The organism is Streptomyces sp. NPDC002004, from assembly GCF_053593975.1.
The window spans coordinates 95724-116365 of sequence record NZ_JBSFDP010000003.1; the positions used below are offsets into that span (position 1 = coordinate 95724).

The 20642-nt window shown below is 71.6% G+C and carries 19 protein-coding genes and 1 pseudogene; 8 read left to right on the forward strand and 12 right to left on the reverse strand.

The window, feature by feature from the left end:
- Window positions 1-5 precede the first annotated feature (5 nt).
- Window positions 6-1400, forward strand: a complete 1395-nt coding sequence (locus ACWCP6_RS06380; RefSeq protein WP_450931210.1) for an NAD(P)/FAD-dependent oxidoreductase — start codon at window positions 6-8, stop codon at window positions 1398-1400.
- On the opposite strand, the pseudogene ACWCP6_RS06385 reads toward ACWCP6_RS06380, so the two are convergent.
- Both ACWCP6_RS06385 and ACWCP6_RS06390 read right to left on the reverse strand, forming a co-directional pair.
- A pseudogene (locus tag ACWCP6_RS06385) lies at window positions 1354-2844 on the reverse strand (MFS transporter); the annotation flags it as partial. The gene ACWCP6_RS06380 and the pseudogene ACWCP6_RS06385 overlap by 47 nt on opposite strands.
- 84 nt (window positions 2845-2928) lie before the next feature.
- Window positions 2929-3426 carry a hypothetical protein gene (locus ACWCP6_RS06390; RefSeq protein WP_450931211.1) on the reverse strand — a complete coding sequence of 166 codons (498 nt, stop codon included), beginning with the start codon at window positions 3424-3426 and terminating at the stop codon, window positions 2929-2931.
- 218 nt (window positions 3427-3644) lie between these two features.
- Here ACWCP6_RS06390 and ACWCP6_RS06395 point away from each other — a divergent pair, with 218 nt between their 5' ends.
- A complete protein-coding gene (locus ACWCP6_RS06395; RefSeq protein ID WP_450931574.1) occupies window positions 3645-5030 on the forward strand; it encodes a M1 family metallopeptidase in 1386 nt (461 codons plus the stop codon).
- A gap of 24 nt (window positions 5031-5054) precedes the next feature.
- On the opposite strand, the gene ACWCP6_RS06400 is transcribed toward ACWCP6_RS06395, so the two are convergent.
- Complete coding sequence (locus tag ACWCP6_RS06400) at window positions 5055-5567, reverse strand: GNAT family N-acetyltransferase (RefSeq protein ID WP_450931212.1); 513 nt, start codon at window positions 5565-5567, stop codon at window positions 5055-5057.
- A gap of 150 nt (window positions 5568-5717) precedes the next feature.
- On the reverse strand, window positions 5718-6293 hold the full coding sequence (locus ACWCP6_RS06405; RefSeq protein ID WP_450931213.1) for a TerD family protein: 576 nt from the start codon (window positions 6291-6293) through the stop codon (window positions 5718-5720).
- Window positions 6294-6650: 357 nt separating this feature from the next.
- Between ACWCP6_RS06405 and arfB the strand changes: the two genes are divergently transcribed.
- Window positions 6651-7079, forward strand: a complete 429-nt coding sequence (gene arfB, locus ACWCP6_RS06410; RefSeq protein ID WP_450931214.1) for an alternative ribosome rescue aminoacyl-tRNA hydrolase ArfB — start codon at window positions 6651-6653, stop codon at window positions 7077-7079.
- A 145-nt stretch (window positions 7080-7224) separates the two neighbouring features.
- Here the strand turns inward: arfB and ACWCP6_RS06415 are convergent, their stop codons facing one another.
- The gene (locus tag ACWCP6_RS06415; RefSeq protein ID WP_450931215.1) at window positions 7225-7806 is read right to left on the reverse strand and encodes a flavin reductase family protein; all 582 of its coding nucleotides are present in this window, start codon (window positions 7804-7806) and stop codon (window positions 7225-7227) included.
- 386 nt (window positions 7807-8192) lie between these two features.
- Here ACWCP6_RS06415 and cdgB point away from each other — a divergent pair, with 386 nt between their 5' ends.
- A complete protein-coding gene (gene cdgB, locus ACWCP6_RS06420; RefSeq protein ID WP_450931216.1) occupies window positions 8193-9911 on the forward strand; it encodes a diguanylate cyclase CdgB in 1719 nt (572 codons plus the stop codon).
- A 114-nt stretch (window positions 9912-10025) separates the two neighbouring features.
- A complete protein-coding gene (locus ACWCP6_RS06425; RefSeq protein ID WP_450931217.1) occupies window positions 10026-10973 on the forward strand; it encodes a carbohydrate-binding protein in 948 nt (315 codons plus the stop codon).
- Between the two features lie 56 nt (window positions 10974-11029).
- Here ACWCP6_RS06425 and ACWCP6_RS06430 read toward each other — a convergent pair whose 3' ends face one another.
- From ACWCP6_RS06430 to ACWCP6_RS06445, 4 genes are all read right to left on the reverse strand, one after another.
- Entirely contained in the window at window positions 11030-11302 is a 273-nt protein-coding gene (locus ACWCP6_RS06430) for a hypothetical protein (protein ID WP_450931218.1), read from the reverse strand.
- A gap of 355 nt (window positions 11303-11657) precedes the next feature.
- Window positions 11658-12578, reverse strand: a complete 921-nt coding sequence (locus ACWCP6_RS06435) for a 1-phosphofructokinase family hexose kinase (protein ID WP_450931219.1) — start codon at window positions 12576-12578, stop codon at window positions 11658-11660.
- A 114-nt stretch (window positions 12579-12692) separates the two neighbouring features.
- Window positions 12693-13838: an N-acetylglucosamine-6-phosphate deacetylase gene (nagA, locus tag ACWCP6_RS06440; protein ID WP_450931220.1), complete on the reverse strand. Its 1146-nt coding sequence runs from the start codon at window positions 13836-13838 to the stop codon at window positions 12693-12695.
- Complete coding sequence (locus tag ACWCP6_RS06445; protein WP_450931221.1) at window positions 13838-14890, reverse strand: ROK family protein; 1053 nt, start codon at window positions 14888-14890, stop codon at window positions 13838-13840. Before ACWCP6_RS06445 ends, nagA begins: the two co-directional genes overlap by 1 nt.
- A gap of 185 nt (window positions 14891-15075) precedes the next feature.
- Here ACWCP6_RS06445 and ACWCP6_RS06450 point away from each other — a divergent pair, with 185 nt between their 5' ends.
- The 3 genes from ACWCP6_RS06450 (at window position 15076) to otsB (ending at window position 17626) form a co-directional block, all read left to right on the forward strand.
- Window positions 15076-16341 (forward strand): extracellular solute-binding protein, encoded by a 1266-nt coding sequence (locus tag ACWCP6_RS06450; protein WP_450931575.1) that lies wholly within the window; start codon window positions 15076-15078, stop codon window positions 16339-16341.
- Between the two features lie 174 nt (window positions 16342-16515).
- Window positions 16516-16749: a DUF3263 domain-containing protein gene (locus ACWCP6_RS06455; protein ID WP_450931222.1), complete on the forward strand. Its 234-nt coding sequence runs from the start codon at window positions 16516-16518 to the stop codon at window positions 16747-16749.
- 19 nt (window positions 16750-16768) lie between these two features.
- On the forward strand, window positions 16769-17626 hold the full coding sequence (gene otsB / locus ACWCP6_RS06460; protein WP_450931223.1) for a trehalose-phosphatase: 858 nt from the start codon (window positions 16769-16771) through the stop codon (window positions 17624-17626).
- Here the strand turns inward: otsB and ACWCP6_RS06465 are convergent.
- From ACWCP6_RS06465 to ACWCP6_RS06475, 3 genes are all read right to left on the reverse strand, one after another.
- Window positions 17623-17841 (reverse strand): hypothetical protein, encoded by a 219-nt coding sequence (locus tag ACWCP6_RS06465; protein ID WP_450931224.1) that lies wholly within the window; start codon window positions 17839-17841, stop codon window positions 17623-17625. The genes otsB and ACWCP6_RS06465 overlap by 4 nt on opposite strands.
- Window positions 17842-18014: 173 nt before the next feature.
- Window positions 18015-19448: an alpha,alpha-trehalose-phosphate synthase (UDP-forming) gene (locus ACWCP6_RS06470; protein ID WP_450931225.1), complete on the reverse strand. Its 1434-nt coding sequence runs from the start codon at window positions 19446-19448 to the stop codon at window positions 18015-18017.
- Window positions 19449-19534: 86 nt separating this feature from the next.
- Window positions 19535-20506 (reverse strand): glucosyl-3-phosphoglycerate synthase, encoded by a 972-nt coding sequence (locus tag ACWCP6_RS06475; RefSeq protein ID WP_450931226.1) that lies wholly within the window; start codon window positions 20504-20506, stop codon window positions 19535-19537.
- Between the last annotated feature and the right edge of the window lie 136 nt (window positions 20507-20642).

The following is a 20642-nucleotide window of genomic DNA, read 5'->3' on the forward strand; positions in this document are numbered from 1 at the left end:
GCCCCATGAGCAGCACGATCAACGGCGGAATCTCCTTCTGGTACACGGACGACGGCCTTCCGGCGCCGCGTGAGCCGCTTCCCGGTGACGCGAGCGCGGACGTGGTGATCGTCGGCGGCGGGTACACGGGGCTGTGGACCGCGTACTACCTGAAGAAGGCCGCGCCCTTCCTGCGGATCACCGTCCTGGAGCAGAAGTTCTGCGGCTACGGGGCCTCGGGCCGCAACGGCGGCTGGCTCTACAACGGCATCGCGGGCCGCGACCGGTACGCCAGGCTCCATGGGCGCGACGCCGCGATACGCCTCCAGCAGGCGATGAACGACACCGTCGACGAGGTCGTGCGGGTCGCGGCCGAGGAGGTGATCGAGGCCGACGTCCACCAGGGCGGGGTGCTGGAGGTCGCCTACACGCCCGCGCAGCTGGCACGGCTGAAGTCGTTCCACACCACGGAGCTCTCCTACGGGGAGAAGGACCGGGAGCTGTACGGCGCCCGGGAGACGGCCGAGCGGATACGTGTCGCCGGTGCCGTCGGCTCGACCTGGACGCCGCACGGGGCGCGGCTGCACCCGGTGAAGCTGGTGAAGGGGCTCGCCGACGCCGTCGAGGCGCTGGGCGTCACGATCCACGAGTCGACGCCGGTGACGGAGATCAGGCCGAAGCACGCGGTCACGCCGTACGGGACGGTCCGGGCGCCGTACGTGCTGCGCTGCACGGAGGGGTTCACGGCGTCGCTGAAGGGACAGCGCCGGACCTGGCTGCCGATGAACTCGTCGATGATCGCGACCGAGCCGCTGCCGGACGCGTTGTGGGAGTCGATCGGCTGGGAGGGGCGCGAGACCCTCGGCGACATGGCGCACGCGTACATGTACGCGCAGCGCACCGCCGACGGCCGCATCGCGCTGGGCGGCCGCGGCGTTCCGTACCGCTTCGGATCGCGCACCGACAACGACGGCAGTACGCAGCCGGAGACCGTGGAGGCGCTGCGGGCGATCCTGGTGCGGTTCTTCCCGACGCTGGCCGGGGTGCGGATCGATCACGCCTGGTCGGGTGTGCTGGGGGTGCCGCGCGACTGGTGCGCCACGGTCACACTGGACCGTGCGACGGGCCTCGGCTGGGCGGGCGGCTATGTGGGCTCGGGGGTTGCCACGGCCAATCTGGCGGCCCGGACGCTGCGGGATCTGGTGCAGCAGGATTCGGGTCAGGCGGGCCCCTCCGGGCTGACGGCCCTGCCGTGGGTGAATCACCGGGTCCGGAAGTGGGAGCCGGAGCCGCTGCGCTGGCTGGGCGTGCACGGGATGTACGCGACGTACCGGACGGCGGACCGGCACGAGCTGTCGCGTCCGACGACGCGGGACTCGCGGCTGGCGCAGCTGGCGGACCGCGTCGCGGGTCGGCACTGACCATCAGTCCGGCGACGAGGGCACCGAGCAGCATGATCGCCACGGCCACCCAGATGGCGACGGTGTAGCCGTGGACGATGCCCGCCTTGGTGACCTGTGCGCGCCGCGCAGGGTCGGCGAGGCGGGCGGCGACGTAGGCGGCGGCGCTGGACGTGGCGATGGTGTTGAGCAGCGCCGTGCCGATGGAGCCACCGACCTGCTGCGAGGTGTTGACCGTCGCGGAGGTGACCCCGGAGTCCCGGGCGGCGACGCCCGCGGTGGCGGTGGCCATGACCGGCATGAAGGTGAGGCCCATGCCGAGCCCGAGGAGGAGTTCGGCGGGCAGGACGTGCCCGGCGTAGGAGCTGCCGGGGGTGAGCGTCGTCAGCACGAGGAGTCCGCAGGCGGCGAGGAGCATCCCCGGGACCATCAGGGCGCGGGGCGGGACCCGGGAGATGAGCCGGGCGGACACCTGGGTCGAGCCGGTGACGATCGCGGCGGTCATGGGCAGGAAGGCGAGTCCGGTCTTCAGCGGCGAGTAGCCGAGGACGACCTGGAGGTAGTACGTCATGAAGAGGAACAGCCCGAACAGCCCGATGGTGGCGAGCGCCATGGTCAGGAAGCATCCGGCGCGGGTGCGGTCGCGGATGATGTGCGGCGGCAGCAGGGGGTGCCGGGCGTGGTTCTGCCACTCGACGAACCCGACGAGGAGCGCGGTGCCGCCGCTGAGGAGGGTCAGCACCAACGGGCTGCTCCAGCCGTGGGACTCGGCCTCGCTGACGCCGTAGACGACGCAGACGAGGCCGCCGCAGCCGAGCAGGACGCCGGGCACGTCGAGCCGTGACTCGGCGTTGCCGGGGCGGTCCCGGAGCAGGGTGAGGGCGCCGGCGACGGCGATCACGGCGACGGGGATGTTGACGTACAGGCACCATCGCCAGGTGAGGTATTCGGTGAGCACCCCGCCGACGATCAGTCCGATGGCGCTGCCGCCGCCCGCGAGGGCGCCGTAGACGCCGAAGGCCTTGCCGCGTTCCCCGGGGTCGGTGAAGGACGTGGTGAGCAGGGACAGCGCGGAGGGGGCGAGCAGGGCGGCGAAGGCGCCCTGGAGGGCGCGGGCGCCGAAGAGCATGCCGGGTGAGGCGGCGGCGCCGCCGATGCCCGATGCGGCGGCGAAGCCGATGAGGCCGACGACGAAGGTGCGCCGACGGCCCACGCGGTCGGCGACACGGCCGCCGAGCAGGAGCAGGCCGCCGAAGGCGACGGTGTAGGCGGTGATCACCCACTGCCGGTTGGCGTCGGACATGCCGAGGTCGCGCTGGGCGGAGGGGAGGGCGATGTTCACGATGGTCGCGTCGAGGACCACCATCAGCTGTGCCAGGGCGATGACCACGAGGGCCCACCACCGGTGGGGGTCCCGAGTCCCTTCGACCACACCGGGCGGATCACCTTTCCGGGTGATGGTCACATGGTCAGAACAGCATGGATCGGGGCGTGTCGCATCCGCGTGTCAGGGCTTCGGGAGCAGCCCTGCCGTCCGCGGCGGTGGTGCCTACACCCGCGGGAAGCGCGCCTGGAGCGTCCAGACCGCCGGGTTCTCGCCGAGTTCGTCGTGCAGGTCGGTGAGGTCGGCGAGCAGATCGTGCAGGAAGTCGCGGGCCTCCCGGCGCAGCTCGCCGTGCGAGAACGTCAGCGGGGGCTCGTCGCCGGGCATCCAGTCGGCCTCGATGTCGACCCAGCCGAAGCGGCGTTCGAAGAGCATGCGGTCGGTCGACTCGGTGAAGTCGAGCTCGGCGTGCTGGGGTCGGGATGCGCGGCTGCCCTTCGGGTCCCGGTCGAGCCGTTCGGCGATGTCGCACAGTGCCCATGCGAAGTCCAGCACCGGCACCCATCCCCAGGCTGTGGACAGTTCCCGGTCCGCCTCGGTGTCCGCGAGGTACACATCGCCGCAGAACAGGTCGTGACGCAGGGCGTGCACGTCGGCGCGCCGGTAGTCGGTCTGCGGTGGGTCCGGGAAGCGGTTGGAGAGGGCGTAGCCGATGTCGAGCACGTAGGTGATGGTGTCACGCCGGGGCGGCCTCCGTGGACGGCCGGGGCGGCCACCGTGGGAGGCCCGGGGCGGCCCCATGGGCGGTCCATATTGAGGTAAAGATGCTCGCTCTCTGTCGTAAAGTCGGTCACGCTCTGGCGCAATTACACAAACTCCTGTCATCAAACGGACATGGCTCGCATAGGATCGCGCCCGTGGACCGACCCCTCCCCAAGCGGATGACGTACGCCTCCGCCGGACTCGTGCTGGCCCTCGCCGCCTGCGCGGCGCTCAGCGGCGGAGTGCGGGGCACCCCCGGAGCGTCCGGGGTGCACGACCCGTACTTCCCGCGGATGGGCAACGGCGGTTACGACGTCGCGCACTACGCGCTGGACCTGGACTACGAGCCCGGGAACCGGCACCTCACCGGCACGGCCGACATCACCGCCCGGTCCACCCAGGCTCTCAGCGCCTTCAACCTCGATCTGAAGGGGCTCACCGTCCGATCGGTGACGGTCGACGGCACCCCGGCCCGGTTCAGCCGTGCCGGGCAGGAGCTCACGATCCGGCCGCACGACGACATCCGCAAGGACAGGACGTTCCGTACGACCGTCCGCTACTCCGGGACCCCGCAGACCATCACCGACCCGGACACCTCCAAGGAGGGCTGGCTGCCGACCGAGGACGGCGCCCTCGGCCTCGGCGAGCCGACCGGGTCGATGGCCTGGTACCCGGGCAACCACCACCCGAGCGACAAGGCCACCTATGACATCACGGTCACCGTCCCGAAGGGTCTGGAGGCCGTCTCCAACGGTGAGTTGCGGCGCCGGAAGACCCAGGGAGGACACACCACCTTCTCCTGGCACGAGGGCCGGCCGATGGCCGACTACCTCGCCACCGTCGCGATCGGCGACTTCGAGACGAAGACGTACGACACCAAGGGCCTGCACGTCTTCACGGCGGTCGACCCGGACCAGTCCGGCACGGCGCAGAAGGTCCTCGGGCGGCTTCCCGAGGTCATGGAGTGGGAGCAGCGCGTCTTCGGCCCGTACCCCTTCTCGTCGACCGGCGCGATCATCGACCGCAAGGGCGACGCCGGCTACGCGCTGGAGACCCAGACCCGTCCTGTCTTCCCGGGCACGCCGTCGCTGCACACCTTCGTCCACGAGCTGTCGCACGAGTGGTACGGCGACTCGGTGACGCCGAAGTCGTGGCAGGACATGTGGCTCAACGAGGGCTTCGCGACGTACGCGGAGTGGCTGTGGGACGAGCAGCACGGCGGCGACAGCGCGCAGAAGACCTTCGACGACCTCTACAGCGGCAGCGACGGCTCCGACGGCATCTGGGCGTTTCCGCCGGCCCGCCCCTCCAGCGCGGCGCACATCTCCGACAGCCCGGTGTACGAGCGGGGCGCGATGGTGCTGCACAAGGTCCGGCAGACCATGGGCGACAAGGCGTTCTTCGCGCTGCTCAGGAGCTGGCCCGGGGACCACAGGTACGGCAACGCCGACACAGCCGACTTCACCGCCTATGTCGAGCACGCGGCGGGGCCCGCCAGGCGCGGGCAGCTCCGGAAGGTCTGGGACGACTGGCTGTACGGGGACGGGAAGCCGGACCACGCCTGAGGCTCGGGCCTCCGGCCGCGGGTGTCACAGGGGTTTGCGCAACACCGTGCAGGGCCGTCCCCGTTGGAGGTCCCTGCGCTGCCCGACGGTCTTGTATCCGAGCGCCGTCCAGAAGGCGAACGCGCCGGGGTTGCCGTCCAGGACGGCGAGGCGGACCGCGGTGCGGCCGGCGGCGCGGAACCGTTCCTCGACGAGGGCCGCCAGCCGGCGTCCGTGTCCCTGCCGCTGCGCGGCCGCGTCCACCATCAGCAGCCCGATCCACGGATCCGGGTCGGCCGGATCGGGGTGGTGGGCCAGCGTGACCGCCACCCCGACGAGGCTCCCCTCACTGCGCGCGAGCAGCACCTCGGCGTCCGGGTGCGCGAGTTCGTCGGCGAGCGCGGTGGCGACGTGCTCGGGCCGGATGTCGTCCGGGTCGGGGAAGTCGCCGCTGAGGGCGAGGAACTCGCGGTTCGAGGCGTAGAGGACGGTGAGTTCCGACAGCAGGGGCCCCGGAATGTCGTGATCGGGGGCGGGGGAGAGGGGTTCTAGGAGCACTCGGGCAAACTACCGGGCCGCCGTGGGCCCGGTCCGGGTCGCGGCCCGGCGTGGCCGTGGTCGGCCGGGTGGAGCACGAGGCCCCCGGCCGCGGGCGCGCGACCGGGGGCTCTCGAGGTGCGACGGGACGTCAGACGTTCACGCCGGAACTCAGACGTTCACGCCGAAGTCCTGGGCGATGCCGACCAGGCCGGAGGCGTAGCCCTGGCCGACCGCGCGGAACTTCCACTCCGCGCCGTTGCGGTACAGCTCGCCGAAGACCATCGCGGTCTCGGTGGCGGCGTCCTCCGACAGGTCGTAGCGCGCGATCTCGGCGCCGCCGGCCTGGTTGACGATGCGGATGTACGCGTTGCGCACCTGACCGAAGTTCTGGCTGCGGGTCTCGGCGTCGTAGATGGAGACCGGGAACACGATCTTGTCGACGTCGGCCGGGAGGGCCGCAAGGTTGACGTTGATCGCCTCGTCGTCGCCTGCGCCCTCGCCCGTGCGGTTGTCGCCGGTGTGGACGATGGACTGGTCCGGCGTCTGCTTGTTGTTGAAGAAGACGAAGTGCGCGTCGGAGTAGACCTTGCCCTGGGGGTTCACCGCGATGGCCGAGGCGTCCAGGTCGAAGTCGGTGCCCGTGGTGGTCCGGACGTCCCAGCCGAGGCCCACCGTGACGGCGGAGAGGCCCGGCGCCTCCTTGGTGAGCGAGACGTTGCCGCCCTTGGTCAGGCTTACAGCCATGTCGGGAGGTCCCTTCCTAGAATCGTGTCTGCGGGCTTCGCAGGGTCGAAGCTACCGTCACCGCTATGAACGCCGGGCAGGGGTGTGAAGGTTCCAGGGTTCTTTGCTTTCTTTACTCCGTTCACCCTGGACGGTAGGCGGGACGGGAGCCGGACGGGAGCGGTACGGCGTCCGCGGGGCCGCTCGGGACCCGGCGGGGGCATCACCCCAGACCCCGGGCGGTCTCCCCCCGGCCCCGCGAAACGGTCTCCCCGGCCACCGGGGTGGCTTCTCCCGCCCCCGCGGGCGGTCTCTCCGGCCCCGGGGCGTCCGCAAATTCGGGTGCGGGCACTGCCGGGAGCCGGGACCATGGGAGTCATGTCCGGTCCCTATGTCATCCGCGGTTCGGTCGCCCTGCCGGAGGCCGAGCTGATGTGGCGTTTCTCCCGCTCCTCCGGCCCGGGCGGTCAGCACGTCAACACGAGCGACACCCAGGTCGAGTTGAGCTTCGACCTGGCACGGACCGAGGCGCTGCCGCCGGTCTGGAAGGACCGCGCGCTGGCGCGGCTCGCCGGGCGGCTGGTGGGGGGTGTGGTCACCGTCCGCGCGTCGGAGCACCGGTCGCAGTGGCGCAACCGCGAGACTGCGGCCGTGCGGCTCGCCTCGCTGCTGGCCGAGGCGTCGGCGCCGCCGCCCAAGCCGCGCAGGGCCACACGGATTCCGCGGGGGATCAACGAGCGGCGGCTGCGCGAGAAGAAGCAGCGCGGTGAGACCAAGCGGGGGCGTTCGGGGCGGGACTGGAGCTGAACCGGGCGGCGTCCGCACGGTGACGCGGGCCGAATCCGGCGGCGTTCGCGCGGGGGACGCGGGTCGAACCCGGCGGCGTGTGCGCCGGGACCGGCGCCGAACCCGGCGACGTCCGTGCCGGGACGGGGGCGGAACCGGGCGGCGTTCACGCCAGGTGCCGGTAGCGGCCCCTGAAGTACAGCAGCGGACCCCCCTCCGCGCTCGGCAGATGAGCCGTCAGGACGCGGCCGATGACGAGGGTGTGGTCGCCCGCCTCGACGCGCTGCTCCGTGTGGCACTCCAGGGTGGCCAGGGCTCCGCCGACCATGGGGGCGCCGGAGACCTCGCCGCGGACGTAGGGGATGTCCTCGAAGAGGAGGCGGTCGCTGATCCGGCCCTTCATGGCGAAGCGGCCGGCGATGTGCCGCTGGCTCTCGGTGAGGACGGAGACCGCCCACCGGGGCTGTTCGGCGAGCAGGTCGTCCATGCGGGACCCCTCGCGCAGGCTGACCAGGACGAGCGGCGGGTCCAGGGACACCGACATGAAGGCCGTCGCCGTCATACCCACGTCCTCGCAGCGCGGCCCGTCGGGGGCGAGCGCGGGTTCGCGCGCGGTCACCAGGACCACACCCGCGGCGAGCCGGGACATCGCGGCACGGAACTCGTCATCGCTCACCCCCACAGCATGCCCGTCGGCGGTCGGGGCGGGCGGGACACGGAGGGTCTTCGGCGCGGGCGTCTTCAGCACGGGAAAACGCTAACCGGGCGCTCCCGGCCGCCGGATCGGGCCCCGGACGGAGCCGGGACCTAGGGGAGGGGACCTAGGTCCCCGTGCGGCGGCGGCCTGCGGGAGTACGCGGGAGAACGCCGGGAAAGCAGCCGACCGCCGGCCGCGAGCACGGAGGTATTTGCGTTCAGTAAGTAGACGGCCGGACAGTAAATGCACGGCCCAACCGTTCGGCCCCTGTTGTGACTTGAGTCACAGGTGCCATATTTTGTTGACCCTGTGTACCGGCTGGGCAGCGCGCTGTGATTCAGTGGCGGAGACACTGCTAGGAGTACGCGCCGACGCGCGTCCGTAGACCGATGACCAAGCTTGGAGTTGCTGTCGGAGTCCCTCGGGGAGAGCTAAGCATGGAGACCGAGTCGGAGCCCTACGTCCGTCTTGCGACCCTGCGGCAGCTGCACCAGGTCATGGCGGACATGAACACGGCGCGCAGCCTCGCCGACACGCTGCAGACCGTCGCCGACGGCGTCGTCAACGGCCTCGGGTACGAGCTGGCCTGCGTGAACCTCGTGCGTCCCGACGGAGACCTCGTCGTCGCCGCGTTCTCCGGCAACGCCGCCGCCGAGGCCCTCATCACCGGCCGCGTGGGCTCCCGCGGCTCCTGGGACCGCCGGCTGAGCATGGGCGAGGCCTGGGGCGACCTGCGGTTCATCCCGCACACCGAGGGCTGGGTCCTCGACGACGACGACGTGCCCCAGTGGCACACCGACGGCCCCGAGCCGCGCTTCGAGGACGAGTGGCACTACGCCGACCGCCTCTTCGCGCCCATGTACGCGCCGGGCGCCTCCGGGGGCGAGCTCATCGGCGTCATCTCGGTCGACCGGCCCCGCAACGGCCGTCGACCCGGTGCCTGGGGGCGCGAGGCGCTCCAGATGTACGCGTTCCAGGCCGCCATTGCGATCAGCAACGCCCGGCTGCGAGCAAACATGCAGCGCGCGCTCGTCCGTCTGGAGCGGGAGCAGCAGGCGCTGCGGGCCAGTGAGGAGTCGTTTCGGCAGGCCTTCGAGTACGCGCCGAGCGGCATGGCGATCGCCGAGCTGGGCGGGGACCAGCACGGCCGGATCCTGCGGACCAACGACGCGTTGTGCCGGTTGCTCGGCCGGCCCGCGTCGGCCATGCGGCGCTACTCGTTCTCCGACCTCGTCCACCCCGAGGACATCGGCACGCTGCTGCGCACCTCCGCCGAGGGCGGCCGGGCCGAGCTGCGACTGGGGCGGCGGGACGGCACGTATGTGTGGGTGTCCCTGCGCAACAGCGTCGTCGCGGACGCCGCGGACGGTCCGCGCTTCCTGCTCACGCACGTCGAGGACATCGAGGACCGCAAGCGGCGCGAGCTCCAGCTCGCCCACCGGGCCAGCCACGACTCGCTGACCGGACTGCCCAACAGCGCCGAACTGCGCGCCCGGCTCTCCTCGCGGCTGTGCCGCCGCCCGCAGTCGCTGCCGCACGATGCCGCCGAGTCCCTGGACGCGGCGTTCGGCGGCCCCGGCGCCCGCGCCGCCTTCGGCGGGGGTCCGCCCGGCTCGAGTGGATTCGAGAACATCGGGGACGACGGCCAGGGCCCCGGTTTCGACTACGCCCCCGGCGAGGGGCAGCGCCTCCCGGCGTACGACGGCTTCGACGGGCACGTCCACACCATCGCCCCCGAGGGCGACACCGACGACGGCGCGAAGGGCCTCGCGGTCCTCTTCTGCGACCTCGACGGCTTCAAGTCGATCAACGACCGGTTCGGGCACCACACGGGTGACGCCGTGCTCATCGAGGTGGCGCGACGGCTCACCCACGGTGTGCGCGACGGGGACACCGTGGCACGGCTCGGCGGCGACGAGTTCGTCGTGCTCGCGGACGGACTCGGCCGCGCCGACGCACAGGACCTCGCGGTGCGGCTGCGGAACGCGATCATCCCGCCGATCCGGGTCGACGGCAGGGCCGTACGGGTCGGCGCGAGCTTCGGGATCGGGTGGGCGCACTGCGGGATGACGGCCGAGGAGGTCCTGCAGTCGGCCGACCAGAGGATGTACGTGGAGAAGCGTTCGCGTGCGAAACAGCACAGGCGGGCCGGCTGAGCCCCAGGTCAGCGTTTCGATGCGGTCCAGGACACCTGTTTGCGTCACCTGATGGGGGTAGGCTCGCCAAGTCCCCCACTGACCGCACTGCACCCGCTGAGGAGTGACGAAGGGATGACGGCCGGCAACAACGGCGCGAGCACGCCCGAGAACGAGGACCCGTTCGGCTATCTGTACGCCGACGGACAGGCATCCGGCGCCACCCCGCCGAGCGGGGGCGGTGGCTATGGATACCCGGGGCCCCGCTCCGTCAATCGCGTCCGTACGGTCGGTGACCGACAGTACGGACAGCAGGGGCAGACCGCGGCGTACGGGCAGGCGCCCACGGCCGCATACGGCCAGGTCCCGCAGCAGGGTCGCCCGAACCCGCACTACCAGGCTCCCGAGACCCTCCCGGGCGGTGCTCCCCGCCAGTCCCCGCCGCCGTCCGGCGGCCGGGGCCGCGGCCCCAACACCAAGGGCCTCCTGATCGGCGCCGTCGCCGTGGTCGCCGTCGTGGTCATCGGGATCGGCGTGGCCGTCCTCACCGGCGGCAAGGACAACAAGGGCACGGACGACCAGGCGGGCTCCGGCCCGGCGGCCACCCAGTCGTCCGAGCCGACGGACAACGCCTCGAACTCCAGCCAGGCACCGGGCGAACTGCCCAAGTCCGACGCCAAGGCGCTCAAGCTGAGCGGCGCCACCACGGCGTCGGACATCCCGGGAGCCAAGTCCGCGGGCGGCGTCTACGTCGGGAACTTCAACCAGCCCGGCGCGTCGGCCACCTGGACGGTGAGCGTGCCCAAGAGCGGTGACTACACCCTCTTCGTGGGGTACGGCGTCCCTGGAAAGGCTGCGAAGCCGACCCTCACGGTGAACAGCCAATCCTCGAATCAGAAGCTCAACATGGACAACTTCGCCCACGCTCCAGAAGGGGCCTGGGACAAGGGCTGGACGAAGACGTTTGCCTGGATCTCGCTCAACAAGGGCACAAACACGCTGACTATCTCCTGCGAGAGCGGCGACCAGTGCGACTTCAATCTCGACCAGGTCTGGCTGAAGGCCGGTCACGTCAAGAATTAAGCCTCGGGTTCCGGGAGCGGGCGCCTCGTTGAAGCGACCCGCTCCCGTTGCTCAGCTCACGAATGCACCCAGGGGCACGTGTAACGGTTGAGAATTCTACTGCCGTCGAAATTTGCGACCTCTACGGTCCAGGCAAACATTCCCCCGTTGTAGCTGGCTTCAGTGGTCCAGTACTTCCAGTTCGGTGCGTTGTCATAGTTGTGGTGCCAGGACCAGTACTTGGGGTGCCCGTTGTAGTCCTTGGTCACGAAGCGGACAGCCGGGTGGTGTCCGTCCGATGCCATGTCCTTCACCCCGAGCGTCAGGGGCTTTACCAGGGTCGGGTCCACAGGTGTACCGCTCCATGACCCGTAGGCGCCTGACGTACCACAAGCGCTTGTTGCTGCCTGGGCGGGTGTGGATACCGCGACAGCTAAGACCAGTGCCGCCAATCCAGTTACCGGAATCGCTACTGCGCGCTTCACGTCTCTCCAAAATCGGGGGCCTGAAAGCTAGCAAGCGTATGTCAGAATCGCGACCGATATGGCGATGGGGGAGTGCCATATCTTGCCATTCTGGCCGGGGAGTTTAGTTCCCCCCGCTTTTAAATGGCCGAATGCTGCCTTGGCTGCGGAACGGCAATTACCTTGGCTCGACGGAGGATCAGAGGGTGCCCGGCAGGTCGCGAGCTCACGCCCCGGTCGGCTATTGCGTGACGGTGGTCTGGCCCAGCAGCTTCTCGTAGGTGTCGCGGTCGAACTCCCCCGCCACCGGCGCCAGTACCGTCGCCGCAGAGAGGGCGACGGCCCGGGAGAGGCGGTCCGGCCAGGGGAGGTTTTCCACCAGGCCCGACAGCAGGCCGGCGACCGCCGAGTCGCCGGCGCCGGTCGGGTTGCCATGGGTGCGGGCCGGGGGCGCGGCCTGCCATGTGCCGTCGGGGGTGACGGCGAAGAGGCCGCGGGCGCCGAGCGAGGCGACGACCGTGCGGGCCCCGCGACGGCGGGCGTCACGGGTGGCCTGCGACGGATCGTGGGAGCCCGTCAGCTCGGCGAGTTCGTCGGCATTCGGCTTGATGATGTCGGGACGGGCGGCGAGCCCGCGGCGCAGGGGTTCGCCGCTGGTGTCGAGCAGCACGGGAACGCCCGCAGTCCGGGCGGTCCGCACCAGTTGGGCGTAGGCACCCACGGGCACCCCCGGCGGCAGGCTGCCGCACAGGGCCACGGCGGCGCACGACGGCCGCGTGAGCAGTGCCTCGTACGTCCCGGTGAACGCCGCCCACTCGGCGGAGGAGACGTGCGGGCCCGGTTCGTTGAGCTGTGTCGTGTCGCCGGAGGCCGCGTCGACCACGGCTATCGTGCGCCGGGTCGCACCGGCGACCGGCACCAGCGCGTCCGTGAGGCCGTCCACCTCGGCGAGCGCGTCCCGCAGCGCACGGCCCGTGCCGCCGCCCGCGAATCCGGTGACCGTCACCTCGTGGCCCAGCGCGGCCAGGATCCGGGCCACGTTGAGGCCCTTGCCGCCCGGCCGCTGCAACACCTCGGACACGCGGTGCGAGGCATGGGGCCGCAGTGACGGAACGCGATACGTGATGTCGAGAGCGGTGTTCAGCGTGACCGTGAGGATCACGTGGCCCTCCCCCGAAAGACTGTCCTTACCCATGGTTCGGGGCCTGATCATGCCAAAGACATGGCGGTAGGCCCAGACCGTGGGTCGCCCACCGCCACCGAACCGGGTCGAGAATCAGCCGAGTTCGGGCACAACCACCCATTCGCCCTTGCGCATCACGCCCTTGAGCGTGAAGCCGGCGTCCAGAACCACCAGGTCGGCGTCCTTGCCCGCTTCGAGGGAGCCCACCGTGTCGTATCGGCCGAGGAGCTTCGCGGGGTTGGCCGAGACGGCCCGCACGATGTCCTCGACGGGCAGCCGGTCGACGGTGGCCGCCCGCTGGAAGGCGCGGTCCAGCGTCAGCGTGGAGCCCGCGATCGAACCGCCCTCCGCGAGCCGCGCGACTCCGTCCCTGACCTCGACCGCCAGTGGCCCCAGATGGTAGGTGCCGTCGCCGAAGCCCGCCGCGTCCATCGCGTCGGTGATGAAGGCGACCCGGTCCGGCCCCGCATGACGGAACGCCAGCTCCAGTGCGGCCGGGTGCAGATGGGTCCCGTCGTTGATGAGCTCGACGGTGACCCGCTCGTCCTCCAGCAGCGCCGCGATCGGGCCCGGCGCACGGTGGCCGAGCGCGGGCATCGCGTTGAACAGGTGCGTCGCCACGGTGGCGCCCGCGTCGATCGCCTCCACGGTCTGCTCGTACGTCGCGTCGGTGTGCCCGATCGCCGCGATCACGCCGTGTTCGGCGAGCAGCCGCACGGAGTCCAGGCCGCCCGGCAGCTCGGCGGCGAGGGTGACCATGACGGCCCGGCCGCGCGCAGCGTCGACCAGTTTGCGGACCTCGGCGGGGTCCGGGTCGCGCAGCAGCTCGGCGGAGTGGGCGCCCTTGCGGCACGGCGAGATGAAAGGGCCCTCGAAGTGGATGCCCGCGATGTCGTCCTGCTCCGCCAGCTCGGACAGCAGCCCGGCGCGCTGCGCCAGGGCGTCCATGTCGCCGGTCACCGTCGACGCGACGACCGTGGTCGTGCCGTGCAGCCGGTGGGTCCGGACACCCTGGAGGACGTCCTCGACGGAACCGTTGGTGAAGGAAGCGCCGCCGCCGCCGTGGTTGTGGAGGTCGACGAAGCCGGGGACCACCCAGTGGCCGGAGAGGTCGAGCGTCTCCGCGTCCTCCCCTGCGCGGTTCGCGATCCGCGTGCCCTCGACGATCACCCGGCCGCCGTCGACCGTGCCGGTGGGCAGCACCACCCGGGCCCCCGCGAGAACCTTGCTAGTGGCCATCAGGTGGTTACCTCCGAGGGGTCCGTGGGGTCCGTGGGGCGGGCGTCGGGGTCCTGCGGGGCCACCGGCCGGCCGGTCCGGTCCGCGCCGTCGGCCCGGAGGGCCCGGCCGGTCCGGTGGCTGCGGTCGGCACGGCCGGCGAGCAGGTCCCAGGCGAGCAGGCCCGCCCCCAGACAGCCCGCCGTGTCACCGAGCGCGGCCGGGACGATCGCGGGCAGCTTCTGGAAGGTGACGCGCCGCTCGACCGCGGCCCGCAGTGGTGTGAACAAGGTTTCCCCCGCCTCGGCGAGACCGCCACCGATGATCAGGGTGCGCGGGTCCAGCAGGGTGAGCGCCGTGACGAGCCCGTCGGCGAGCGCGTCCACCGCGTTCTGCCAGACGGCGACCGCGCGGGGGTCGCCCGACTCCACGGCCTTGGCGCAGTCCGCCGCGTCCGCCTCGGGGTCGCCGCTCGCCTCCGCCCAGGCGAGCGACACCGCCGACGCGGACGCCATCCGCTCCAGGCAGCCCCGCTGCCCGCACGGACAGGGGATGCCGCCCGGGCGCACGACGATATGGCCGATCTCGCCCGCGAAGCCGTGCGCGCCCGCCTCGACCGCGCCGTCGATGCCGATGGCGCCCGCGATGCCGGTACCCAGCGGCACGAAAAGGAACCGGTCCGAGCCCTTGCCCGCCCCGATACGGCCCTCGGCGAGGCCGCCGGTGCGCACGTCGTGGCCGAGCGCCACCGGTACCCCGTCGAGCCGTCGGCTGAGCAGCTCCCGCATCGGCACGTCCTGCCAGCCCAGGTTCGCCGCGTACACGGCGATGCCGCGCTCGGCGTCGACGATGCCCGGCACGGCGACGCCGGCCGCCGATGCGGACACGCCGTAGTGCGTCTCGCCGTGGGCGCGCAGCTCCGCGGCGAAGCCGAGGATCGACTCCACGACCGCGTCCGCACCGCGCTCGCGGCCGGTCGGGCGGCGGGCCTCGTGGAGCAGGGTGCCGTCCGCCCCGACCAGGGCCGCCTTCATCCCGGTGCCGCCCACGTCCAGGGCGATGACATGTCTCACGGGGGACAGTGTGGCCCCTGCACCCATGAGAGGTCTAGTCCACTCGCGCAGCTTGAAGCGTTCATGGTGACGCAGTGGAGACCCAGCCGTATCGAACCCGTTGCCCGCATCGTGGGACACGTGGTGTAGACCTTGTACCTCTTGATTGACGATGGAACGAAACACGAATGTGGGTGGGACACGCTGTGCAGCGGCGCGTGACTGGTCTGACCGCGGCGGTGGCCGCACTGGGGATGACGGCGACGCTCGCCGGCTGCGGCAGCTCCGGTGACTCCGGTGCCGTCACCCTGCACCTGGTGGCCGCCGACTACGGCGACTCTCCCCAGAACAGCTCCAAGAAGTACTGGGACGGCCTCGTGAGCTCCTTCGAGGCCAAGAACCCGGGCATCAAGGTCCAGGTCAGCGTCTACTCGTGGAACGACGTCGACCGCAAGGTCAAGCAGATGGTCGACAAGGGCGACGCCCCGGACATGGCCCAGATCGGCGCGTACGCCGACTACGCCGCCGCGCACAAGCTGTACAGCGCGGACGACGTGCTCTCCATACCCGTGCAAGCCGACTTCCTGCCCTCGCTGAGCGACGCGGGCCTGGTGAACCGCGTCCAGTACGGCATGCCGTTCGCCGCCTCCACCCGCCTGCTCTTCTACAACAAGAAGCTGTTCCGGGACGCCCGCCTCACCCCGCCGCAGAGCTGGAGCCAGCTGCAGGCCGACGCCAAGGTCCTCAAGGCGCGCGGCGTGAAGATCCCGTACGCGCTGCCGCTCGGCCCGGAGGAGGCACAGGCCGAGACCATGATGTGGCTGCTCAGCGGCGGCGACGGCTACACCGACAACGTCGGCACCTACAGCCTCGACTCCAAGCCGAACGTCGCCACGTTCAGCTGGCTGAAGAACGAGCTCGTCGGCAAGGGCCTCACCGGCCCGACCCTGCCCGGCAAGCTCAACCGCGCCGACGCCTTCGCCGCCTTCACGCGCGGCGAGGTCGGCATGCTCAACGGCCACCCCACGCTGATGCAGATGGCGGCCCGCAAGGGCGTGAAGTTCGGCATGGTCCCGATGCCCGGCGTCAACGGCAAGGCCAGGGCCACGATGGGCGTCGCCGACTGGATGATGGCCTTCAAGCAGCACGGCCACCGCAAGGAGATCGGCAAGTTCCTCGACTTCGTGTACGACGAGCAGAACGTCCTCGCCTTCTCGCGCGAGTACGACCTGCTGCCGGTCACCACGTCGGCGTCCGAGACGATGGCCTCCGACGGCAAGGACAGCCAGCTCGCCGCGTTCCTCAAGGAACTCCCGAACGCCCAGCTCTATCCCGTCGGCAAGACGTCCTGGGCGCAGGTCAGCGCCAACGTCAAGCAGCAGATAGGCAAGGCGGTGGCCCCCAACGGCAACCCGGCCTCCATCCTGGGCCAGCTCCAGCGGGAGGCCGCGACGATGGACAACGCGGAGTAGTCCCCGGCTGCGCCGAACCGGAGGGGCGGCCGTGCGCACGCCGCCCCGCCCTGTCCCGGTACCGGCCCCCCCCGGATCCCGCACCGGCCCGGTCCGCCTCGTCACCGGACGCCGGGCGGGCCGGATGCCACGGTGCCGGCCGGCGGCCCGGACGGCGTCCGCTACGGTTCCGGTGTGGACGAGGGAGACCTGTCGGAGCGCGACCGCGAGGTGCTGGCGCTGGAGCGGCGCGGCTGGCCGACCGCCGGCGCCAAGGAACGTGCCATCCGCGAGGAGCTCGGCATGGCCCCCGTCCGCTACTACCAGCTCCTCAACGCCCTTCTGGACGATCCCAGGGCCCTGGCCCACGACCCGGTCACCGTCAATCGGCTGCGCCGTGTCCGGGAGGCTCGCCGCGCGGAGCGCTGACCCCGGATAGGGTCGGCACATGGGCAGCCTTCCGGACTCCTTGCCGACGCCGGTGACTCCTGCCGGCCGTGACGGCCTCGACGCTCTCCTGACCCGGCCCGACCGGGCCTTGATCGCCCTCGACTTCGACGGCACCCTCGCCCCCATCGTGGACGACCCGGAACAGGCCCGCGCCCACGCGGACGCCGTCCCGGCACTGGCCGCGCTGTCGCCGAAGGTGCGCTCCGTCGCGGTGATCACGGGACGCCCCGCGGGCGTCGCCGTCCGCCACGGCGGCTTCGCCGACGTGCCTGGCCTGGAGCACCTGGTGGTTCTCGGCCACTACGGTGCCGAACGCTGGGACGCCCGCACCGGCACCGTGCACGCCCCGCCCCCGCACCCCGGCGTCGCCGCCGTCCGCGCCGAACTGCCGGGTCTCCTGGACCGGATCGGCGCCTGGCACGGCGTCTGGATCGAGGAGAAGGGCCGCGCGGTCGCCGTCCACACCCGCCGCGCCGAGGACCCGCAGGCCGCGTTCGACGCGCTGCGTGACCCGCTGGCCGACCTCGCGGCCCGGCACGGACTCGTCGTCGAGCCGGGCCGGATGGTCCTGGAGCTGCGCCCGCCCGGCGTGGACAAGGGCGTCGCGCTCTCCGAGTTCGCGCGCGAGATCGACGCCGGTGCCGTCGTGTACGCGGGCGACGACCTCGGCGACCTGCCCGCGTTCGCCGCCGTCGACAAGCTCCGCTCGGACGGGGTGCCCGGCCTGCTGGTGTGCAGCGGCAGCGCCGAGGTGACGGAGCTCGCCGAGCGCGCCGACCTGGTGGTGGACGGCCCGCCCGGCGTCGTACGCCTCCTCGCGGCCCTGGCGGACCGGCTCTCCCGGGACGTCCCCTAGGCCTGTCGGCGACGGGAATTCGACGACAGGCCCTGGCGTCCCCGGCTCTGATCCGCGCCGATGTTCGACGGCACCAGGATCGGGTTCCCGAAGTAGTCGTGCGCCGTCCCGTCCCCGCTCACCGTTCCGGCTCCCCGCGCCGGGGAGCCGGCCCGCAGCCGGACGTCGTCGGGGACCCGGGGCGTCGGCGAGGCCGGCAGGGGGTCGGCGTTCACGGCGGAGGTGTCCCGGGGTCGCGCGGTGTGCCAGTACAGGTTGTTCGTGTACGTACTGAGCGTGTCGTACGTCGCACGGACATGGCCCGGACGCCGGCGGCGCCCCCGGCGGGTCCCCCATGGACAAACGGACCCCGCTGTCGGACAACCCGTCACGGACAACGCCCCGTCGGTCAGCCCCCGAGCGCCCGCAGCTGCTCCAGGAACCACTGTGCCGGGGGCAGCGCGGTCGCCGCCGCGGCGAGCCGCTTCGTACGGTCGGCCCGCTCGTGCTCCGGGAGCGACAACGCCGTGTGCAGCGCGGCCGCGGTACCCGACACGTCGTACGGATTGACCGTGACCGCCTCGTCGCCCAGCTCCTCGTACGCCCCCGCCTCCCGGGACAGCACCAGCACGCACCCCCCGTCGGAGACGACCGGCACCTCCTTGGCCACCAGGTTCATCCCGTCGCGCACCGGATTCACCAACGCCACGTCGGCGAGCCGGTACGCGCCGAGCGAGCGCGCGAAGTCGTCCTTGACGTGCAGCTCGACCGGCGTCCAGCCCTCGGTCCCGTACTCGTCGTTGATCTCCGACGCGATCCGCGCCACCTCCGCCGTGTACTGCCGGTAGACGGCCAGGTCCTGCCGTGACGGATAGGCGAAGGCGACGTGCACGACCCGCTCGCGCCACTCCGGGTGGTCCGCGAGGAGCTGCCGGTACGCGAGCAGCCCGCGGACGATGTTCTTCGACAGCTCGGTCCGGTCGACCCGGACGACCGTCTTGCGGGGACTTCCGTCCGGCGCCGTCCCGATCTGCTCGCGCAGCGCCGCCATGCGCTCCTCGACGTCCGCCCGCCGTGACCGCTCCCGCAGGAAGTCGGCGTCCGCGCCGAGCCCGTGCACGGCGATCTCGGTGTCCCCGGTCCCGCCCGGCAGGGCGGTGCAGCACGCGGTGAACGCGTCCGCCCAGCGCCGGGTCAGGAACCCGGCGTGATCCGCGCCGAGGATGCCCCGCAGCAGCTGTTCCGCGATGTCGTCCGGCAGGATGCGGAAGTAGTCCGGCGGCGCCCACGGCGTGTGCGAGAAGTGCCCGATCCGCAGATCGGGGCGGAGCTCGCGCAGCATCCCGGGCACCAGCGCGAGGTGGTAGTCCTGCACCAGCACCGCCGCTCCCTCGGCGGCCTCCTCGGCGAGCGCATCGGCGAAGGCGCGGTTGTACGTCTCGTAGGAGCGCCACTGGCTCCGGAAGTTCTCGTCGAAGACGGGCTCGAACGGGGTCTGGTACAGCATGTGGTGCACGAACCAGAGCACCGAGTTGGCGATGCCGTTGTACGCGTCGGCGTAAACGTCGGGCGCGATCCCCAGCATCCGTACCCGCTGTCCGCCGGTGTCGGCCGGGTCGAGTATCCCGCCGGTGCGCCGCACCGCTTCACGGTCGCCGTCGCCGAGGGCGGCACACACCCAGACGGCCCCCGCGTCCGGTCCGATGGCGGAGAGTCCCGAGACGAGTCCGCCGCCGCCACGGCGGGCACGCAGCGTTCCGTCGTCGGCGAGGTCGTACGAGACGGGGCCGCGGTTCGAGGCTACGAGAATGCGGGCGTTCTGTGCGTCCTGCGTGGAAGCCATACCGCGAAACCTAGCCCTCCGGGAAAACGCTCAAACGTACGGCCGGGCGCATGGGTGCACACCTGTATACGGTCGGCTCACCCGGGTCACGCGACCCGGCGCGCGATGTACTCCGTGATGTCCACCATCGGCGGACGTTCCTCCGTGTCCACGTCGTGGGTGCGGGGTTCGAACCCGTTCTCGCCCCGTACGAACTGGGTGAGCCGGGGGCGCACGAGGTGTCCGCGTGCGAGCCGCAGCTGTGCGGTCCGGTAGATCGCCGCGGCCATCCGGCCGAGCGCCTGTCCGTCCTGGTGCCGGTGCCGGCGCTCGCCGACGTCGACCTGGGCCAGCGCGTTCAGGCCCACGGTGTGCAGCGAGTCGACGAGCAGGCCGAGCTCGACGCCGTATCCGACGGGGAACGGCAGTCGCTCCAGGAGCGACCTGCGGGCCGCGTACTCGCCGCCCAGCGGCTGCACGAACCCGGCCAGCTGCGGCCAGTGCATGTTCAACAGCGGGCGCGCCATCAGCTCGGTCACCCGTCCGCCCTGCCCGGCGGCGGTCGTGGCGGACGCCGTCCCGTCGGACACGGTGAGCGGCCGGTCGTACATCGCCTTGACGAGGGCGACGTCCGGCTCGGTGAGCAGCGGTCCCACGATCCCGGAGACGAAGTCGGCGGAGAACTCCCTCAGGTCCGCGTCGATGAAACAGACGATGTCGCCCTCGGTGACCAGCAGTGACCGCCACAGCACCTCGCCCTTGCCGGGCAGCGCGGGAATGCGCGGCAGGATGGCGTCCCGGTGCACCACACGGGCGCCGGCGGCGGCCGCGACCTCCGCCGTGCCGTCCGTGGAGCCGGAGTCGACGACGACGAGTTCGTCGACCAGCGGCACCTTCTCGATCAGCTCACGGCGGATGACGGTGACGATGTCGCCGACCGTCTCCTCCTCGTCGAGTGCGGGCAGCACCACGCTCACCGTCAGACCGGTGGCGCGTTTCGCGGCGAGCAGCTGGTGGAGCGGGCGATCGGTCACGGACCAGGAGCGCGTGTCCAGCCAGCGCTCGACCTCTTCCAGCATGGTGCGCGCCCCCTCACTGTGATCGGATGGGATCGTCCGGCGTGATCCATCTCGCGGTTCGGACGACTATCTCAACTGTCCGGGCCTTCGGTTACAGTCTTGAACAACGCGGATGACCATCGCATGTCGGGGGTCG

Bases quoted from the DNA above. Each gene is read 5' to 3' on its own strand.
- ACWCP6_RS06405 (WP_450931213.1), bottom strand. From the start codon at position 6,293: ATGGCTGTAAGCCTGACCAAGGGCGGCAACGTCTCGCTCACCAAGGAG.
- ACWCP6_RS06470 (WP_450931225.1), bottom strand. From the start codon at position 19,448: ATGGCTTCCACGCAGGACGCACAGAACGCCCGCATTCTCGTAGCCTCG.
- ACWCP6_RS06380 (WP_450931210.1), top strand. From the start codon at position 6: ATGAGCAGCACGATCAACGGCGGAATCTCCTTCTGGTACACGGACGAC.
- arfB (WP_450931214.1), top strand. From the start codon at position 6,651: ATGTCCGGTCCCTATGTCATCCGCGGTTCGGTCGCCCTGCCGGAGGCC.
- ACWCP6_RS06475 (WP_450931226.1), bottom strand. From the start codon at position 20,506: ATGCTGGAAGAGGTCGAGCGCTGGCTGGACACGCGCTCCTGGTCCGTG.
- ACWCP6_RS06395 (WP_450931574.1), top strand. From the start codon at position 3,645: ATGACGTACGCCTCCGCCGGACTCGTGCTGGCCCTCGCCGCCTGCGCG.
- otsB (WP_450931223.1), top strand. From the start codon at position 16,769: ATGGGCAGCCTTCCGGACTCCTTGCCGACGCCGGTGACTCCTGCCGGC.
- cdgB (WP_450931216.1), top strand. From the start codon at position 8,193: ATGGAGACCGAGTCGGAGCCCTACGTCCGTCTTGCGACCCTGCGGCAG.
- nagA (WP_450931220.1), bottom strand. From the start codon at position 13,838: ATGGCCACTAGCAAGGTTCTCGCGGGGGCCCGGGTGGTGCTGCCCACC.
- ACWCP6_RS06425 (WP_450931217.1), top strand. From the start codon at position 10,026: ATGACGGCCGGCAACAACGGCGCGAGCACGCCCGAGAACGAGGACCCG.